Source organism: Nocardia amikacinitolerans NBRC 108937, assembly GCF_001612615.1.
Classification (GTDB): domain Bacteria; phylum Actinomycetota; class Actinomycetes; order Mycobacteriales; family Mycobacteriaceae; genus Nocardia; species Nocardia amikacinitolerans.
In genome coordinates this window covers 293,527-309,132 of the sequence record NZ_BDAU01000011.1, presented here as the reverse complement: position 1 = coordinate 309,132, position 15,606 = coordinate 293,527, and the positions used below count along the sequence as shown (strand labels likewise).

The following is a 15,606-nucleotide window of genomic DNA, read 5'->3' as shown; positions in this document are numbered from 1 at the left end:
GGTGAAGCTCGAGCGTACGACGCTCGAGAGCGAGATTCGTCATTGGAGGTGCGCCGCCGAGGCGCTGGCCGACCTCGATATGGTCGCGGCACCGTCTGCCTGGGTGGCGCTCGAGTCCTACCTCGGCCTTCGCCTGCGCGACAGTCTCCGGAACGTGGCCCTCGCCTGCGCGGCGCTAGCCACCCAAACCAGAGTCGCGCTGTCGCTCGCGACGGACGAAGACGGGCTTGCCGCCGTCCGGCGCGCCGTCGGGACATTGCGGCGCCGCTACGTTCAGGCCGAAACCGTGATCGATTTCTATGCCGACGCCATCAACACGCGGACCAATCCGCGAATCGGTGCCTTGCTGCGCGGGCTCGACGCCCTCGCGGTGGACAGCATGGACCGCGTGCTCGGTCAGTTGGGTATCGGCGTTCCCCCGGTTCTCTGCTATCTCGACAAGGGCCTCGGCGCGTCGATTCTGCGTGCCAACGTCCGTTTGTGGGACGCGTCACTATCCCCTGTCGCGGCAATCAAGATCACCCATCACAACCTGCGTCAGCCGACGTCGCTCGTTCACGAGACGGGCCATCAGGTGGCCCATCTGATCGGCTGGGTACCGGAACTCGGCGACGCGATGTACGCGAAGCTGCGTCCGGCCAGTGAGTTGATGGCCGAAACGTGGCGGGGATGGGCGAGCGAGGTGGCAGCCGATGTGTACGCCTTCGCGCTGCTCGGCTACGCACCGCTGCCTGCGCTGGCCAATGTGGTCGACGGACCGACGCGGGCTGTGTTTCGGATGCCGTTCGGCGATCCGCACCCTTTCGGCTGGATTCGAGTTCAGCTCGGAGTTGCCTTGTGCCGCAGCTGGTTCGGATCGGGACCGTGGGACGACCTCGGAAGGGTTTGGGCCGCACGGCATCCGCTGGAGGACGCGCCGGTGGAGGCGGCGGCCGTTGCCCGCGGCACGATGTCTCACCTCCCGGAACTCGTCGATGTTTGCACTCGAATACCTATGCGCGCCTTCGGCGGTCGTTCACTATCCGCCCTGGTCGATCCGCGTCGAGTGGCGCCCGCCGACCTGCATCGACTGGCTCAGCGGAGCGGGCGCTCGCTGCACAGCTCCAGCTATTTGCAGCGCCTGGAGGCCATGCGGATTCTGGCGTGGACCGTGCTGCGCGATCAGTCGATGTCTCCGACCGCGCTGGCCGGGACGTCGCCGACCGATATCCAGGATTGGCTGCGCCGGGTCGGTGGCCCGCAGGGCATGGCGGCGTGACGGCGCGAAGTTGCCAGGGGAATCGCGAGAGGACAACGGACATGAACACAGACTCGAGCAACGGACAGGACTATCTCATCCAGCAATTGACCGACGCGTTGAAGGCGCAAACGAAGGCGCTCTTGACCATCGGCAGTGCGCAGCCTCCGATGACGCGGGATCAGGCGAGAGTCGAGCTTCGTTTTCGTGCCCTGCTCAATGCTCTAGGTGGCTTCGAACGCCGCCCCCAGCTCGCGGATGTCGCGCTGATGCCGCCACCAACCCTCATCGTCGCTTCCAACAATACGTTCTATCTTCTGGTCAGGGAGGAAAGCGTGCCAGAAAACGCACATTCGGTACTGGTGACGTATCGCGAGGACAAGGAGGTAAAAGAAAAGCGTCACCCATTGGCAAATCGTTCAAATGGGCAGTTCATCGTGCCGAACGTCGGTGATGTGATCAACGTGCAGATCGACGACATCGATCAGAAACCGCTCCGCTTCGGAATACCATTTCGTAAATCCCAGTACGTGGTGACCACTGAACCTGCCAGATACGAGTCCGACAACACCCCTCAGGAGTGATCCGACATGTTTCGCCTACTCGCTCAGTTGAGTGTGAATCCAAGTTTGGCGTTTCCTCCTCCTGCCGGGCCCGCCGACGCAGAGTATGTCTTCGGCATCCATCCGCTACAACTAAGTCGCTGGCTAGAGGAGATATGGGGGAGCGGTGGCCTTGCGGCGTGGGGGTTACCGCCGCCGCTCGCGCCGCTCGGTACCGCGGATGTCGATCGCAGATTGCAGCTGCCGCAAGCTCTCCTCGACGATCTGCGCTCCGGAATCGGTCCGGGCCCCGGTGCTGTGCCACCTGGTCCTGTGCCACCCGACTTCGTCTTGTCGGCAGCCGACCAACTCGGCTCCACGTTTCCGTGGCCGTGGGACCACCTGATCTACGCCTACTTGATCGAAAGTACGCGGATTGTCGACATTCTGGGCGAGGTCGTACGTCGCTATCTCGTGGGAGAGAGTCTGGACGCGCCCTCGGTCCAAACCCTGGTTTGGCTTCGGAACACCGAAGAGCTCTTCTTCCGGGATCCGCCGCTGTTCCAGATCGGTGGCTTGACCAGCTCGCTGCGACCTGATGCGAGAGTCAACCGCCGCAACGCGTACTGGCGGATGTTCGGATTCGATCTGCCTTTCCCGCTCGCCGGGAAATCCGAAGCTCAGCCATGGAAAATCGACGTGGGAACCGGCACCAATACGCGATTTCTCGAGCTGTGGAACGAGCTGCTTCGGCAGGTATGGCTCGGTATCGAAAACGACAAAAACGCAGTCGGTGCGAACCCGACCGACCCCGCCTACGTTGCCTATCTTTGCCAAACATTGGGCGAGCTACTCCGTCAGCGCCGACGCGGTGGGATGTTGGCCCGCGAAGAGTTCGCTTATGTCTGCATGCTCAGCTGGTTCCACCTCACAGTGGAGTCCGATACCTCGGTTGTTGCCGATCTCAAAGCCACTGCGGGCGTGGGGGGCAACCCCGCTGACCGGCTTTCATCGATCGGCGCACATGTCGGGATCGCCCCGACCCGCAGTGCGCGTGAACTGTTCGAGCTCTCGGATCTGCTGTCGCCGTTGATCTGGTTCATCGAACTGGACGTGTTCAGCACGCCGGCCAACGCCAGCGTGCTCTTCAATTCGTTCGGGCTCCCCAATCCGCCGTTTCCGACTGCGATGACCCGGGTCATCGATCTGTGGCAGTCCGCGACCGGAGAACGCGTCAAGGATCTCGCCGTTACTACTCGTACTGCTCGCGGTAGAGCCGCGCAGCCGACCCGGCTCCCAACGGGCGCAGCGTTCGCCGGGCTCCCTGGCCAGATCGCCGCTACGCGCGACGGTGTTCCCGCATGGCGCCGAGCAGGTGAGTATGAGCACAGTTGATCAGCAGTCGCCGGTACCGGAAGCCATCGAACCTCCTGTCTGGAGCGCACCGGCATGGCCGCTGCGAGCGGATATCTTGGCCCCCGAAACAACTCTGGTAGGCGAGGTAGACCGCTCCGGAGGTTCCGAAGAGTTTTCCAACACCGCCGCGCACTACGCCTCCGCTGAGGATTTCGGTGATGACCTGGCCGAGTTCGCTGAGTACAAACATCCCCACGAGAATGAGGAAGAACTCTCCGAGTGGGAATCGCCCTACGACGAAGAGGAATTCGAACCAGAGACGGCGAGTGTCAATATCGCGCACTTCGAGGACCAGCCGAAACACGACGTGCGACATGAGGACCTGGCCGACGAGCTGTTCGAGGCGGAGGAGTTTGCGCGCCACGCCGTCTTCGAAGCGGCGATCCCTGCCGAGACCGCCGGCCGCACCGCACGAGCGAACGACACCGACTTCGAAATACCCCGGAATCGCCCGCTTGTTCGAACCTCGCAGGAGCTTCGAAGCGCATGGCACGACTATGCATGTGCCAAGGAGCGTATGGTGCCGCTGCGGTTGTTCGGGCGCTGGGACACCCTGGTCAATCCCGCAACAATCGAGGCGTGGCGAGCACTGGAGCAGGCTCTCGTCGCGACGGGCTACAACGTCCACCGCGCATGGGTTTACAACTGCCGCAACATTGCTGGGCAGACGACACGGTCTCTCCACGCGTACGGGCTGGCCATCGATATAGACCCCACAGCTCCAAGCTGCAACGTGAACCGAGCGACACCTGACAAGCGGCTGGTCCGCTTCTCGGCGGAGAGGACCAAAGAAGGGCGTTGCCGGGATGTTGCCGAAGGGCGGGCCGACACCAGTTTCACACCCGATCAAGTCGCTGCGGTGGAAGCGATTCGTACTGTCGATGATCATCAAGTTTTCGCATGGGGAGGCCGGTGGCGAACCATCAAGGACACAATGCATTTCCAGATCAACGTCACGCCCGAGGAGTTGGCTCGCGGCCTTCGCTCGGTGCCGACGAGTCCCCCCGAGCGCGTCGCGCAGCCCCGCTCGATGCCTCGTGGACCGGTGGAGCCCGATGCACCCGAGGCCCGCATAGTGCGTGTAATGATGTTGCTGGTGAACGACTACGGCTACCCGGTCAACGCCGCGGCGGGCATCGTGGGCAACCTGATCGCTGAATCCGGCCTACAACCGAATCGGATCGAGGGCAGTTCCCCGAGCGCGCCCATGCGGGCTATGAACTTCGCGGGTCAGCTCACCGACTTCACACCGGAGCAGGTGCAGAACCGCGACTTCGCGGCCAAGCGTGGCCCCCGGCGGCCCGGTGTCGGGATCGCGCAGTGGACCAGCCCGAATCGGCGCGATGGGTTGTTCCGACATATGTTCCGGGGACGACAGCTCGGCGCCGCGATCCTCTTCGATCTCGATGCGCAGGTGGACTATCTGGACACTGAGCTGCGTGGGTCGTATCCGTCCGTGTACCGCGCCCTCAGGATGCCCGGCGTCACCGTCGACGCCGCATCCGACGACGTTGTCTATCGATTCGAAATACCCGGCGTGATCCTGCAGGACCGGCGCCGGCTACCGAAAACCGAGCCACGGGTGCAGCAGGTCTTCGCGAAGCGTCGAGCCCTGGCGAAGCACGCGTTGGCGGTCTACCGTGCGTCGCAGCTGGCGTGACACGGTAGACGGAGCAACGTCCACGAATCATGACCGATCAGTGCCACCGGGACGAGGTGCCCAGACCAGCACAAGTCGCCGCCGGGCCAGGAACTCGTCACTGAGAGCCGCTCTGTCCACCCACCATCACAATTTCAGCGGTGGGTGCGTGCCATCGGGCCGAAGCGGTCTACCGCAGACCGGGTACCAGTTCGGCGACGAGTTCTTGGACGCGCCTGCGGATTTCGTCCCGAATGGGGCGGACGGCGTCGAGGTCTTGTCCGGCGGGGTCGTCGAGTTTCCAGTCGCGGTAGTCGATACCGGGGAAGTAGGGGCAGGCGTCGCCGCAGCCCATGGTGACGACCACGGTGGAGGTTTCGACGGTGTCGGGGGTGAGGATCTTCGGGTGCTGGTCGGAGATGTCGATGCCCACCTCGGCCATGGCTTCGACAGCGACGGGGTTGACGGTGTCGGCGGGAGCGCTTCCGGCGGAGCGGACTTCGATGGCGTCACCGGCGAGGTGGGCGAGGAATCCGGCGGCCATCTGGGAACGTCCGGCGTTGTGGACGCAGACGAACAGCACGCTGGGTTCGGCGGTCATGATGCGACGGTCGCTTTCAGGTCGTGGTGATGGGTGCGGAACCGGTCGCGCAGCGCCAGGGAGACATACACCAGGCCGACGAGGACGGGTACTTCGACGAGGGGGCCGACGACTCCGGCCAGCGCCTGCCCGGACGCGGCGCCGTAGGTGGCGATGGCGACGGCGATGGCCAGTTCGAAGTTGTTGCCCGCGGCGGTGAACGCCAGCGTGGTGGTGCGGGCGTAGCCGAGGCCGAGGCCGGCGCCGAGGAGGTAACCACCGCCCCACATGATCGCGAAGTAGGCCAGCAGCGGAATCGCGATCCGCACGACATCCCACGGCTGGGAGGTGATCTGGCGCCCCTGCAAAGCGAACAGGATGACGATCGTGAACAGCAGTCCGTAGAGCGCCCACGGCCCGATCCGCGGCAGCAGCGTGGACTCGTGCCACTCCCGGCCCTTGGCCCGTTCGCCGAAGCGCCGGGTCAGATAGCCCGCGAGCAGCGGGATCCCGAGGAAGATCAGCACCGACTTCGCGATCTGCCACGGTGAGGTGTCGATGGTTGTCTGCTCCAGGCCCAGCCAGCCGGGCAGCACTGACAAGTAGAACCAGCCGAGCACGGCGAACATGAGCACCTGGAACAGCGAGTTCAGTGCCACCAGCACCGCGGCGGCTTCGCGGTCGCCGCGGGCCAGGTCGTTCCAGATGACGACCATCGCGATGCAGCGCGCCAATCCGACGATGATCAACCCGGTCCGATACTCAGGCAGGTCCGGCAGCAGCAGCCATGCCAGCGCGAACATCAACGCCGGACCGAGCACCCAGTTCAGTACCAGCGATCCGATCAGCAGCTTCCGGTCGCCGGTCACAGCGTCGAGGCGGTCGTAGCGGACCTTCGCCAGAACCGGGTACATCATGATCAGCAACCCGACCGCGATCGGCAGCGAGATGCCGTCGATCTCCACCGCGCTCAACGCGTCCCCCAAACCGGGGACGACGCGTCCCAGCAGCAGCCCGCCGGCCATCGCTGCGCCGATCCATACCGGCAGGAACCTATCCAGCGTGGACAGCTTCGCTACCACCGCATGATCTTGCGCTGCGGCCTCGGCGCTCACGCGTTCGCCTCAGCGGCGGCGCCGCTTTCGACCAGCAGCACCTCCGACAAGCGTTGCAGCGCTTCGGGAATCACCCGGTAGTACACCCAGGAAGCGCGGCGCTCACTGGCCAGCAGCCCCGCCTCGCGCAGCACCTTCAGGTGATGCGAGATCGTCGGCTGGGTCAGATCGATGCCTTCGGACAGCTCGCACACACACGCTTCCTGCCCGGCGCGCGAAGCAATCGCACTCAGCAGCCGTAGCCGCATCGGATCCGACAGCGCTTTGAACACCGCCGCCAACTCGGCGGCGGTCTGCGCGGTCAGCGGTTCACGCACGATCGGCGCGGCCGTACACGACTGCACCGGAACGATCGGCAACTGCGACTTCGACATGAATCTATATTGACCGATATCGATGCAGGATGGCAAACGAACAGCGGGCGAACACCGCGGATACTCCAGCAACGATTCCGCGCGACGGGTTCACCTGGCGGTGTAGCCGCGGAACCGCAAAGGCTTGTCCTGATCGGAGGCATTTACGGCCCGCGGAGAGGGGCGCCGTCGGCGTCGGCGGCCGAAACTGAATGCCGCACAGCAACACCTCGCACGGCCGAGATCTGCCGATTCAGAACCTGATCCACAAGGAGTCGTTCCATGGGCAACGAAAACATCAGTCCCACCGTCGTCCTCGTCCACGGCGCCTTCGCCGACTCGTCGAGCTGGAACGGCGTCGTCGAAAGGCTGCGCGCCGCAGGAATATCGGTGATCGCGGCGGCCAACCCATTGCGCGGCCTCGACAGCGACGCGGCGTACATCGCCTCCGTCCTCGACTCGATCGAAGGCGACTGTGTACTGGTCGGCCATTCTTACGGTGGCAGCGTCATCACCGTGGCCGCCGCGGGTAAGCCGAACGTCACCGCGCTGGTCTACATCGCGGCCTTCATTCCCGACATCGGCGAGAGCGCCCTGGAACTCACCGACAAGTTCCCCGGCTCCACTCTCGGCCCGACCACCCGTCCGGCTACCTACCCCCTGCCCGACGGTTCGACCGGCACCGAGCTCTACATTCGCCAGGACGCTTTCCATACCCAGTTCGCCGCGGATACACCAGCCGCGACCGGCGAGCTGATGGGCATCACCCAGCGTCCCGTCGCGCTCGCCGCCCTGCAGGAAGGCCCGTCGGCCACCGCTTGGCGCGACTTGCCGACCTACGCGTTGCTCACGACCGAGGACAAGAACATCCCGATCGAGGCGCAGCGGAACATGGCCGAACGGGCGAACGCGACCACGGTCGAGGTCACCGCCTCACATGCCGTCGCGGTCTCGCGTCCGGCGGACGTGGCCGAACTCGTCATGCGGGCCGCGGCTCGGCACTGAACCCCGCGTATCCCGGGGTCAGGCGACGCGAGGCGCGTACATGATGACGGCGACGCCGAGCAGGCAGATGGCGGCGCCGATCACGTCCCACCGGTCGGGGCGGAACCCGTCCAGCGCCATGCCCCACAGCAGGGAGCCCGCGACGAACACCCCGCCGTACGCGGCGAGGATGCGCCCGAAGTTGGCGTCGGGTTGCAAGGTGGCGACGAAGCCGTAGATGCCCAAGGCGATGACACCCGCGCCGATCCAGGCCCACCCGCGGTGCTCGCGTACGCCCTGCCAGACCAGCCAGGCGCCGCCGATCTCGGCGACGGCGGCGAAGGCGAACAGCAGTATCGAGCGCAGCACGGTCATGGGCCGAGCCTAAGTGCCTGAATTCAGGCGGCCGCGGCGAGTTCGCTGGTCCGCAGCGTGGTCACCGGGGGCCGCCGATCGCGGTGTCCGCGCGGGCGGCGAAGGCGTCGAGCACGTCGACGTAGGTGTCGGGAACGCCGACGCCCATCACGAGACCGGCTTCGGTGGTGGCGAAGTCGAAGTTGAAGAACGAGCAGCAACTGGACTCCCGCGCCGCCAGGTCGCGGGCGACCGGCTCGGCGGCCGGATCCAGCACGAGTTCGAGCCGGCCCGGGCCCGTCCGGCGGGCGGTGCGCGCGGATTCGGCGAAGAGCCGGTCGAACTCGGCGATCCGGGTCGGCTGTTCCGCGGTGGGCAGGGTGCAAGCGTCCGGCACCCAGCCCTCGTTTTCAGGAGAGACCGTCATGTTTCGACGGTAAGCCTGTACCCGAGTACAGGAGGCAACCCCGAACAACGATCCAATATTTTCTGAATACAGATTCTAATGTACTGTTGACGTATGGAGATTCTGCCGGTGCTGCACACCGACGCGCTCGCCCGGTTCGGCCACGCACTGTCGGATCCGACCCGCACCCAGATCCTGCTGAACCTGCGCCACCAGCCGGGATATCCGTCGGAGCTGGCCGAGCGGATCGGTGTCACCCGCCAGATCTTGTCCAACCATCTCGCGTGTCTGCGCGGGTGCGGGTTGGTGGTCGCGGTCCCGGAGGGCCGCCGCAGCCGCTACGAACTCGCCGACGCCCGCATCGCGGCCGCGCTCGACGACCTGCTCGGCCTTGTGCTGGCGGTCGACCCGGCTTGCTGCCCGGACTCCGACACCGAAGGCTGCTGCTGATGGCCTCGCTCGGAATGCCCTCGCTACCGTCCGCGGTCTCAGTGGGGCCGAGCCAGGACCGTAAGGCGGTGCTGGCGCGGCGGATTCGGTGGTTCGTCGCCGCGACGATCTCCTACAACGTGATCGAGGCGGTCATCGCGCTCACCGAGGGCGCTCGGGTGTCCTCGACCGCACTGATCGGGTTCGGCCTCGATTCGGTGATCGAGGTGTCCTCGGCCGCGGCGGTGGCCTGGCAGTTCGCCGGCCGCGACCCGGAGCGACGAGAGAAGATCGCGCTGCGAATCATCGCGTTCTCCTTTTTCGCCCTCGCCGCCTACGTCACCGTCGAGTCGGTCCGCGGTCTGCTCGGTATCGGCGACGCGCGGCACTCGCCGATCGGCATCACGCTGGCCGCGGTCAGCCTGGTCGTCATGCCGGTGCTGTCGTGGGCGCAGCGCCGCGCCGGGCGCGAACTCGGATCCGCCTCCGCGGTAGCCGATTCCAAGCAAACCCTGCTGTGCACCTACCTTTCGGCGGTCCTGCTGATCGGTCTGCTGCTCAACAGCCTCTTCGGCTGGGCATGGGCCGACCCGGTCGCCGCGCTCGTCATCGCCGCGATCGCGGTGAAAGAAGGCCGCAACGCGTGGCGAGGCGACACCTGCTGTCCCACACCGACCGCGCTGCTCGGTACCACCGCGACGGACGAGCACGCCTGCGACTGCTGCGACGACTCCGGCGAGAAGGACCGCTGAGGTCCCGGCCTCGCCGAGTATCCGCAGACCTGCCCGGCATTGGCGCGACCGCACAGCGACTACGGAGTACGTGTCCGCCGAAAGTCGCCGTCAGGACTTGGAGTTATCCGGCTCCCGATGCGCCAGCGGCTTTTCGGAAAAGCACGACCGCCGCCTCGGCGATGTCCTCGGGCGCTCGATCGGCCGAGAGGACGGCGCCCTGTTCGCTGGGTTGCAATGGTTCGAGCGCGTCCAGTTGGGAATCGAGCAGCGACAGGGGCATGTAGTGATCCCCGCGCTTCGTCATCCGCTCGATCAGTTGTTCGCGGTCGGCGGTCAGGAGCAGGAAGAACACCGGCGGGGCTGAGGCGTGGAGTATGTCGCGGTAGCGCCGTTTGAGCGCCGAGCAGGCGACCACGCCGCCGGTGCCCGCGGTGTATCGGTCGCGCAGCCACCGGCCGACATCGGTGAGCCAGGGTTCGCGATCGGCGTCGTCCAGCGGGGCGCCCGAGGACATTTTGGCGATGTTGGCAGGCGGGTGGAAATCGTCCGCGTCGGCGAAGGGGATGCCGAGTCTGCTCGCCAGAAGGCGAGCGATCGTCGTCTTCCCGGTTCCGGAAACACCCATGACGACGACGCACTGCGGGGGATGGTCCGACGGATTCATAGGCGGTGGGCGCGGGGCGGGACGACCGAGCCCGCCGGGTAGTGGTCGAGAGGCACGAGGTCGCGGGACCAGGCGGAGATGATCGGAGTGACAACCCGCCACGCCTGTTCGGCTTCGTCGCCGCGGATGGACAGGGCCGCGTTTCCGATCAGAACGTCCAGCAGGAGCCGTCCGTAGGCGGGAAGTTCCGGTGGTTGAATCGGTGCCGTCATGCTGAGCGGGACCAGAGTCCCCGCGGTGGGCCCTACGACCGTCAGGGCGAGGGTGAGGCTTTCGGGGTCGAGCGTGAAGCGCAGGATGTTCGGCGCGGTCGACCCATCGTGGCCGAAGGGCAAGTGGGGGACGGGACGAAAGTGGACCGCGACCTCCTTGCGGTCGGCGCCGAGGGCTTTGCCGGTGCGCAGCACGAAGGACGTTCCCGACCATCGCCAATTGTCAAGTGCCAGTTCGATTTCGGCGAAAGTCTCGGTGCACCGTTGCGGGTCGACACCGGGCTCGTCGACATAGGACGGGACACTGCGATCGCCGATCGTGCCCGCGCTGTAGCGGGCCCGCCGGGTGCGGTGCGGTATGTCGTCGTCGGTGAGGGGCCGTATCGACCGCAGCACGTCGAGCTTGCGGTCGCGCAGATCCCGTTCGGACACCGAGATCGGCGGCTCCATGGCCACCAGGCACAGCAATTGCAGGAGATGGTTCTGCACCATGTCCTCGAGCGCCCCGACATTGTCGTAGTACCCGGCCCTGCCCTCGACCGTGAGCGTCTCGTCCCAGGTGATCTCGACCTTGGCGATATGCGCACTGTTCCACAGGGATTCGAGGACGCGATTGGCCAGCCTGCTGCCGAGCAGGTTCTGCACGGTCGTCATGGCGAGAAAGTGGTCCACCCGGAAGACTGCCTGTTCCGGTACCAGATCCGCCAGCAGTTGATTGAGGGTCTCGGCGCTGGCGAGGTCGACGCCGAACGGTTTCTCGAGCACGATCCGGCTGCCGTCGGGCAGGTGCGCGTCGTGCAGCGTTCGGATCGCCATGGGGAACAACGCCGGAGCCAGCGCCAGATAGACAGCCACCGGACCCGCACCGGCGATCGCCTCGGCCACCTCGAGCGGATTCTGGATGTCGGCTCGCCGGTATCGTGCGGCGGCGGTGATCGCTCGTCTGCTCACGCCTTCCGTATTCGCTGCATGCTGGTCGAGTTGGTCGGCGACCCATGCCCGGAACTGCTTGTCGTCCCAATCTTTCAGATCCGCGCAGACGAGCTCGAAACGCGTATCGAGTTCGCCGGCCCCGTGCAATGCGGCCAGGCCCGGCAGGAGATAGCGTCCGGTCAGATCGCCTGTGCCGCCGAAGATGACGAGTCGTTGGATCATCGTCGGTCCGCCTTCGCGCGTGCGAGGTTCACACCACTGGCGATGACGCCGATGTGGCTGAACGCCTGAGGGAAGTTGCCCATGAACGCACCGGTGGAGGGATCGATCTGTTCGGAGAACAGGCCCAGTGTGCTTGCGCGATCGCACAGTGAGTCGTAGAGCTGCTCGGCTTCCTCGATGCGGCCTTGCATGGTCAGGTTGTCGACCAGCCAAAAACTGCACAGGACGAAGGCGCCCTCGTCACCCGGCAGGCCGTCGGGTGATTCGTCGTGCAGATAGCGGTACAGCAAACCGTTTCCGGCGCCGAGGCGATCGGCCACGGCCGCGGTTGTCGCCACCATGCGCGGGTGACCGGCGGGGACGACATGCCGTAGGGGCAGCGCCAGCAGGCTGGCATCCACGGCGCCACCGCCGTCGAGATGTGCGCTGAGTGTCTGCGCGCGTTCGTCCCACGCGCGTTTCAGGATGGATTCGCGGATGTGCGCGGCGGTCGCGCGCCACGTGCCGACCGGCCCTGGCAGACGGAAGCGTTCGCCGATCGAGGCGGCTCGATCCAGCGCGACCTCGCACAGTGCGGCACTGTAGGTGAACGCACGGCCTCGGCTGCGCACTTCCCAGATGCCTTGATCCGGTTCCTCCCATGATCGACCGGCCGCATCCGCCAAGCGAGCCAGGCTCGGCCACAGGTCTGGCTGAATCTCCCCGCCGGAGCGCAGCCACTGGTCGGCGCAGTCGAGAATCTCGCCGTAGAGGTCGTGCTGGCGTTGGTCGGCGGCCCCGTTACCCCAGCGGACGGGAGCCGAGCGCCGGTAGCCTTCCAGATCGGCGGCCTCGGTCTCGTCGGGCACGGGGTCGCCGTCGATGTCGTACATGATGCGAAGTCCGTCGCTGCGTTCGAACGCGTCGAGAACCCATCCGAGGAACGCGTCGGCCTCACCGTGAAAGCCGATGCGCCGCAAGGCATATACGGCGTAGGACGCGTCGCGAATCCAGACATAGCGGTAGTCCCAGTTGCGGACGCCGCCGATCGGCGCGGGGAGCGAGGAGGTGGGTGCGGCGACGACGGAGCCGTTGACCCAGTGGTCGCACAGTTTGAGGGTGATCGCGGCGCGCCGGACCAGAGGTTCTCGCGGACCGTCGTAGCTGCAGCCCGTCAACCAGAATCGCCAGGCGCTCGCGGTGTCGTGCAGCATCGACGAGGCGTCGAACCGATGGTGTCGATGGAACCGTCCCCAGGACAGCACCAGGTCCAGCCGTTCTCCCTGTTCCAGGTCGTAGGTGCTGTGCAGGCCGGTCAGCGGCCGGTTGCCGCGCAGATGCAGGCGCAGGCCCGGTTGCGATTTCGCGCGGATCTCGAGACCGCTGAACACCGGCCTGACCTCGCCACCGCCGCGCGGTGCGACATCCACGTTCACCCGGACGTGTCCGTCGACGACGATCGCGGAGCGAACGAGTTCGGCGCGGTTGGCCGGAGCGTCGTCGCGCAGGTCGGCGCCGGAGCGCACAGCCATCGCATCGGACAGCCGGACGACGCCGGTGGCACAGCGCATCTCGGTTTCCAGGACGCCGGTGTCGGGTTGATACCGCTGACGGCCTTCGAGCACGTTCGCCGGGGCGACGGTGAACGTTCCGCCACGCGCGTGATCGAGCAGTCCGCAGAACAGTGGCTCCGCGTCGAACCTGGGAATGCACAGCCAAGGAATAGTGCCGTCCACGCCGGCGAGAGCGGCCGTCGCGCCGTCTCCGATCAGTCCGTAGTCCTCGAGCGGGAGGTACCCGTCTCGGCGGCGAATCGGCCTGAATGGTGGATCGGGATCGTGCATCTCAGCTCTTCCCCAGAAGAAGGTCAAGTGGCCTGCTCAGCCGAAACGAATCAGCACCTTCACGACGTCGTCGAGTTTCTTGTCCGACACCTCGAACGCCTGCTCCATGTCGTCGAAAGCGAATTCGTGTGTCGTCATCGGCGTCGGATCGACCTGGCCGGACTCCAGGATGCGCAGCAGACGCTCCATACGGAGCCGCCCGCCCGGACACAGTCCGGTCGCGATCGTCTTGTCCGCCATGCCGACTCCCCATTCCACCCGGGGGATTCGGACGAATTCTCCGTCGCCGAAATATCCGACGTTGGAGATCGTTCCGCCCGGCTTGGTGATCTTCACCGCGGTCTGGAACGTGACGTCGGCGCCGAGCGCTTCGATCGCGGTGTCGACGCCCTCACCGCCGGTCAGTTCGAGCACCCGCTCGACGACGTCCTCGCTCGTGAAATCGATGATCTCGCCGGCACCGTACCTGCGCGCCAACGCTTGACGCGCCGGTACCGACTCCACGCCGATGATCAGACCGGCGCCCCGCAATTTCGCTCCCGCCGTCGACATCAAGCCGACCGGCCCCTGAGCCAGGACCGCCACGGTGCCGCCGATCGGGATGTTGCCCTTCTCCGCGCCCATGAATCCGGTCGACAGCATGTCGGAGCAGTACACCGCCCACTCGTCCGGAATACCGTCCGGGATGACGGCGAGATTGGCGTCGGCATCGTTGACGTGAAAGTACTCGGCGAAGACGCCATCCTTGGAGTTCGCGAATTTGAAGCCGCCGAGCGGTCCACCCGATTGCGAGGGGAACCCGTTCTGCGCGGCCGCATCGCCCCAATCCGGGGTGATCGCACCGGCAAGGACGCGGTCGTTCGGACGAATGTGCCGCACCTCGCTGCCGACCGCGTGCACGACGCCAACGGCCTCGTGACCCAAGGTCAGGTTCTCGCGTGGACCGATACCGCCCTGGACGGTATGCGAGTCGGAGGTGCAAATGAGGGCCGTTGTGGTCCGCACGACGGCGTCGAATGGGCCGGGCTCCGGAACGGGTTTCTCGGTGAACCCCACCGACCCGATCTCCTTCATGACGAACGCCTTCATCGTCCTGCCTCTCCCTGACGTTCGAGGTCGTAGAAACGGGCATGTCGACGGCGAATCTCGGCAAATTTAGCAGCTTTGCACGCGGCCACCAACGATTGTTACCACCACGGGATCTCCACGAGAAATCTCCGGAATGCGCCACGAGTTGCCCGCTTGCCCGGCACAATTCCGATGAACTGCCTCGCACCCGGTCGAACGGCTCGGCTTTCAATCCCGCGATCCACTTGTCTCGAGCGCGCCGAGTCCCAGGCCGGGTACACGATGTCGACGAAGTCGTGTCACAGAATCCGAGTTGTCAGAGATGTCCAACGCTCGAGCATCCAATGCTGAACGGTGTTCCCCTGGGCTCCCGATCGGGAGACCTAACGACTCGACCAGAAGGAGATGACATGATCGCCAATCGGAGTCGAATTACCCGCTCCGTTCTCGTCGCCGGGACAGTGGCCGCGAGCATCGTCCTCACCGGCTGCGGTGACAACGGCGACGACGCCGCGCAGGACACAACCACCCCCATGACCACACTGCCCATGACGACGACACAGCCGACCACCACCCCGGCGACCTCGCCTACGAATGGCGCCGAGATCAGCTCCGAAGCCAGTCAGCAACTGTGCGACATGATCGAGCCCGAACTCGACAACTGGCGCGACCAGGGTTCGACGATCGCCAAGACCACCTTCAACGGAACCGTGCAGAACTGGGCGGCCCGCAACGAGCTGACCGACGACGTCGTCCAGGACAAGACGATCGTCGACACGGTCACCACGCAGACCTGCCCCGACGTCCGTCAGCAGGCACTGGAGGTGCTGGAAGTCCCGGACCTCGCCTCCGCCCTGGTGGGCTTCGGCGGCTAGAACGCGCGGGTCCGGTCACG

17 protein-coding genes are annotated in these 15,606 nt (G+C 65.7%); 8 read left to right on the top strand and 9 right to left on the bottom strand.

The genetic code is table 11. The features are described from left to right. The first annotated feature begins 1 nt into the window (after position 1). From NAM01S_RS11660 to NAM01S_RS11645, 4 genes are read left to right on the top strand one after another with little or no spacing between them, the layout of a single operon-like run. Positions 2–1,258 (top strand): hypothetical protein, encoded by a 1,257-nt coding sequence (locus tag NAM01S_RS11660; protein WP_253798760.1) that lies wholly within the window; start codon positions 2–4, stop codon positions 1,256–1,258. 41 nt (positions 1,259–1,299) lie between these two features. Beyond that, positions 1,300–1,821: a hypothetical protein gene (locus NAM01S_RS11655; protein ID WP_067783671.1), complete on the top strand. Its 522-nt coding sequence runs from the start codon at positions 1,300–1,302 to the stop codon at positions 1,819–1,821. 6 nt (positions 1,822–1,827) lie between these two features. After that, positions 1,828–3,174 (top strand): hypothetical protein, encoded by a 1,347-nt coding sequence (locus NAM01S_RS11650; RefSeq protein WP_157107704.1) that lies wholly within the window; start codon positions 1,828–1,830, stop codon positions 3,172–3,174. Beyond that, positions 3,161–4,855, top strand: coding sequence for a phage tail tip lysozyme (locus tag NAM01S_RS11645; protein WP_084482853.1), 1,695 nt, complete (start codon positions 3,161–3,163; stop codon positions 4,853–4,855). The genes NAM01S_RS11650 and NAM01S_RS11645 overlap by 14 nt, the downstream gene beginning before the upstream one ends. A 169-nt stretch (positions 4,856–5,024) precedes the next feature. Here NAM01S_RS11645 and NAM01S_RS11640 read toward each other — a convergent pair whose 3' ends face one another. From NAM01S_RS11640 to NAM01S_RS11630, 3 genes are read right to left on the bottom strand one after another with little or no spacing between them, the layout of a single operon-like run. Next, on the bottom strand, positions 5,025–5,435 hold the full coding sequence (locus NAM01S_RS11640; RefSeq protein ID WP_067783661.1) for an arsenate reductase ArsC: 411 nt from the start codon (positions 5,433–5,435) through the stop codon (positions 5,025–5,027). After that, positions 5,432–6,529: an ACR3 family arsenite efflux transporter gene (gene arsB / locus NAM01S_RS11635; protein WP_067783658.1), complete on the bottom strand. Its 1,098-nt coding sequence runs from the start codon at positions 6,527–6,529 to the stop codon at positions 5,432–5,434. Before arsB ends, NAM01S_RS11640 begins: the two co-directional genes overlap by 4 nt. Further along, entirely contained in the window at positions 6,526–6,903 is a 378-nt protein-coding gene (locus tag NAM01S_RS11630; protein ID WP_067783656.1) for an ArsR/SmtB family transcription factor, read from the bottom strand. Before NAM01S_RS11630 ends, arsB begins: the two co-directional genes overlap by 4 nt. Before the next feature lie 261 nt (positions 6,904–7,164). On the opposite strand from NAM01S_RS11630, the gene NAM01S_RS11625 reads away from it, so the two are divergent. Next, entirely contained in the window at positions 7,165–7,887 is a 723-nt protein-coding gene (locus NAM01S_RS11625) for an alpha/beta fold hydrolase (RefSeq protein ID WP_067783653.1), read from the top strand. 18 nt (positions 7,888–7,905) lie between these two features. Here the strand turns inward: NAM01S_RS11625 and NAM01S_RS11620 are convergent, their stop codons facing one another. Together NAM01S_RS11620 and NAM01S_RS11615 are read right to left on the bottom strand one after the other, a co-directional pair. Then, positions 7,906–8,241, bottom strand: a complete 336-nt coding sequence (locus NAM01S_RS11620) for a YnfA family protein (RefSeq protein WP_067783650.1) — start codon at positions 8,239–8,241, stop codon at positions 7,906–7,908. 61 nt (positions 8,242–8,302) lie between these two features. After that, a complete protein-coding gene (locus tag NAM01S_RS11615; RefSeq protein WP_067783647.1) occupies positions 8,303–8,647 on the bottom strand; it encodes a hypothetical protein in 345 nt (114 codons plus the stop codon). Between the two features lie 93 nt (positions 8,648–8,740). On the opposite strand from NAM01S_RS11615, the gene NAM01S_RS11610 reads away from it, so the two are divergent. Both NAM01S_RS11610 and NAM01S_RS11605 read left to right on the top strand, forming a co-directional pair. Continuing rightward, on the top strand, positions 8,741–9,076 hold the full coding sequence (locus tag NAM01S_RS11610; protein ID WP_067783644.1) for an ArsR/SmtB family transcription factor: 336 nt from the start codon (positions 8,741–8,743) through the stop codon (positions 9,074–9,076). After that, entirely contained in the window at positions 9,073–9,807 is a 735-nt protein-coding gene (locus tag NAM01S_RS11605) for a cation efflux transmembrane domain-containing protein (RefSeq protein ID WP_067783979.1), read from the top strand. The genes NAM01S_RS11610 and NAM01S_RS11605 overlap by 4 nt, the downstream gene beginning before the upstream one ends. A 103-nt stretch (positions 9,808–9,910) precedes the next feature. Here NAM01S_RS11605 and NAM01S_RS11600 read toward each other — a convergent pair whose 3' ends face one another. Genes NAM01S_RS11600 through NAM01S_RS11585 form a run of 4 tightly spaced genes read right to left on the bottom strand, consistent with a single transcriptional unit; the run spans position 9,911 to position 14,732 of the window. Next, positions 9,911–10,414: a gluconokinase gene (locus tag NAM01S_RS11600; RefSeq protein ID WP_218018385.1), complete on the bottom strand. Its 504-nt coding sequence runs from the start codon at positions 10,412–10,414 to the stop codon at positions 9,911–9,913. A gap of 35 nt (positions 10,415–10,449) precedes the next feature. After that, on the bottom strand, positions 10,450–11,820 hold the full coding sequence (locus tag NAM01S_RS11595) for a glucose-6-phosphate dehydrogenase (RefSeq protein ID WP_067783636.1): 1,371 nt from the start codon (positions 11,818–11,820) through the stop codon (positions 10,450–10,452). Further along, the gene (locus tag NAM01S_RS11590) at positions 11,817–13,643 is read right to left on the bottom strand and encodes a glycoside hydrolase family 15 protein (protein ID WP_067783633.1); all 1,827 of its coding nucleotides are present in this window, start codon (positions 13,641–13,643) and stop codon (positions 11,817–11,819) included. Before NAM01S_RS11590 ends, NAM01S_RS11595 begins: the two co-directional genes overlap by 4 nt. 36 nt (positions 13,644–13,679) lie before the next feature. Continuing rightward, on the bottom strand, positions 13,680–14,732 hold the full coding sequence (locus NAM01S_RS11585) for an NAD(P)-dependent alcohol dehydrogenase (RefSeq protein WP_067783631.1): 1,053 nt from the start codon (positions 14,730–14,732) through the stop codon (positions 13,680–13,682). 389 nt (positions 14,733–15,121) lie between these two features. On the opposite strand from NAM01S_RS11585, the gene NAM01S_RS11580 reads away from it, so the two are divergent. Continuing rightward, complete coding sequence (locus NAM01S_RS11580) at positions 15,122–15,586, top strand: hypothetical protein (protein ID WP_067783628.1); 465 nt, start codon at positions 15,122–15,124, stop codon at positions 15,584–15,586. Positions 15,587–15,606 lie beyond the last annotated feature (20 nt).

Bases quoted from the DNA above. Each gene is read 5' to 3' on its own strand.
- NAM01S_RS11590 (WP_067783633.1), bottom strand. From the start codon at position 13,643: ATGCACGATCCCGATCCACCATTCAGGCCGATTCGCCGCCGAGACGGG.
- NAM01S_RS11625 (WP_067783653.1), top strand. From the start codon at position 7,165: ATGGGCAACGAAAACATCAGTCCCACCGTCGTCCTCGTCCACGGCGCC.
- NAM01S_RS11595 (WP_067783636.1), bottom strand. From the start codon at position 11,820: ATGATCCAACGACTCGTCATCTTCGGCGGCACAGGCGATCTGACCGGA.
- NAM01S_RS11610 (WP_067783644.1), top strand. From the start codon at position 8,741: ATGGAGATTCTGCCGGTGCTGCACACCGACGCGCTCGCCCGGTTCGGC.
- NAM01S_RS11620 (WP_067783650.1), bottom strand. From the start codon at position 8,241: ATGACCGTGCTGCGCTCGATACTGCTGTTCGCCTTCGCCGCCGTCGCC.
- NAM01S_RS11650 (WP_157107704.1), top strand. From the start codon at position 1,828: ATGTTTCGCCTACTCGCTCAGTTGAGTGTGAATCCAAGTTTGGCGTTT.
- NAM01S_RS11640 (WP_067783661.1), bottom strand. From the start codon at position 5,435: ATGACCGCCGAACCCAGCGTGCTGTTCGTCTGCGTCCACAACGCCGGA.
- NAM01S_RS11580 (WP_067783628.1), top strand. From the start codon at position 15,122: ATGATCGCCAATCGGAGTCGAATTACCCGCTCCGTTCTCGTCGCCGGG.
- NAM01S_RS11585 (WP_067783631.1), bottom strand. From the start codon at position 14,732: ATGAAGGCGTTCGTCATGAAGGAGATCGGGTCGGTGGGGTTCACCGAG.
- NAM01S_RS11645 (WP_084482853.1), top strand. From the start codon at position 3,161: ATGAGCACAGTTGATCAGCAGTCGCCGGTACCGGAAGCCATCGAACCT.
- NAM01S_RS11655 (WP_067783671.1), top strand. From the start codon at position 1,300: ATGAACACAGACTCGAGCAACGGACAGGACTATCTCATCCAGCAATTG.
- NAM01S_RS11600 (WP_218018385.1), bottom strand. From the start codon at position 10,414: ATGGGTGTTTCCGGAACCGGGAAGACGACGATCGCTCGCCTTCTGGCG.
- NAM01S_RS11615 (WP_067783647.1), bottom strand. From the start codon at position 8,647: ATGACGGTCTCTCCTGAAAACGAGGGCTGGGTGCCGGACGCTTGCACC.
- NAM01S_RS11630 (WP_067783656.1), bottom strand. From the start codon at position 6,903: ATGTCGAAGTCGCAGTTGCCGATCGTTCCGGTGCAGTCGTGTACGGCC.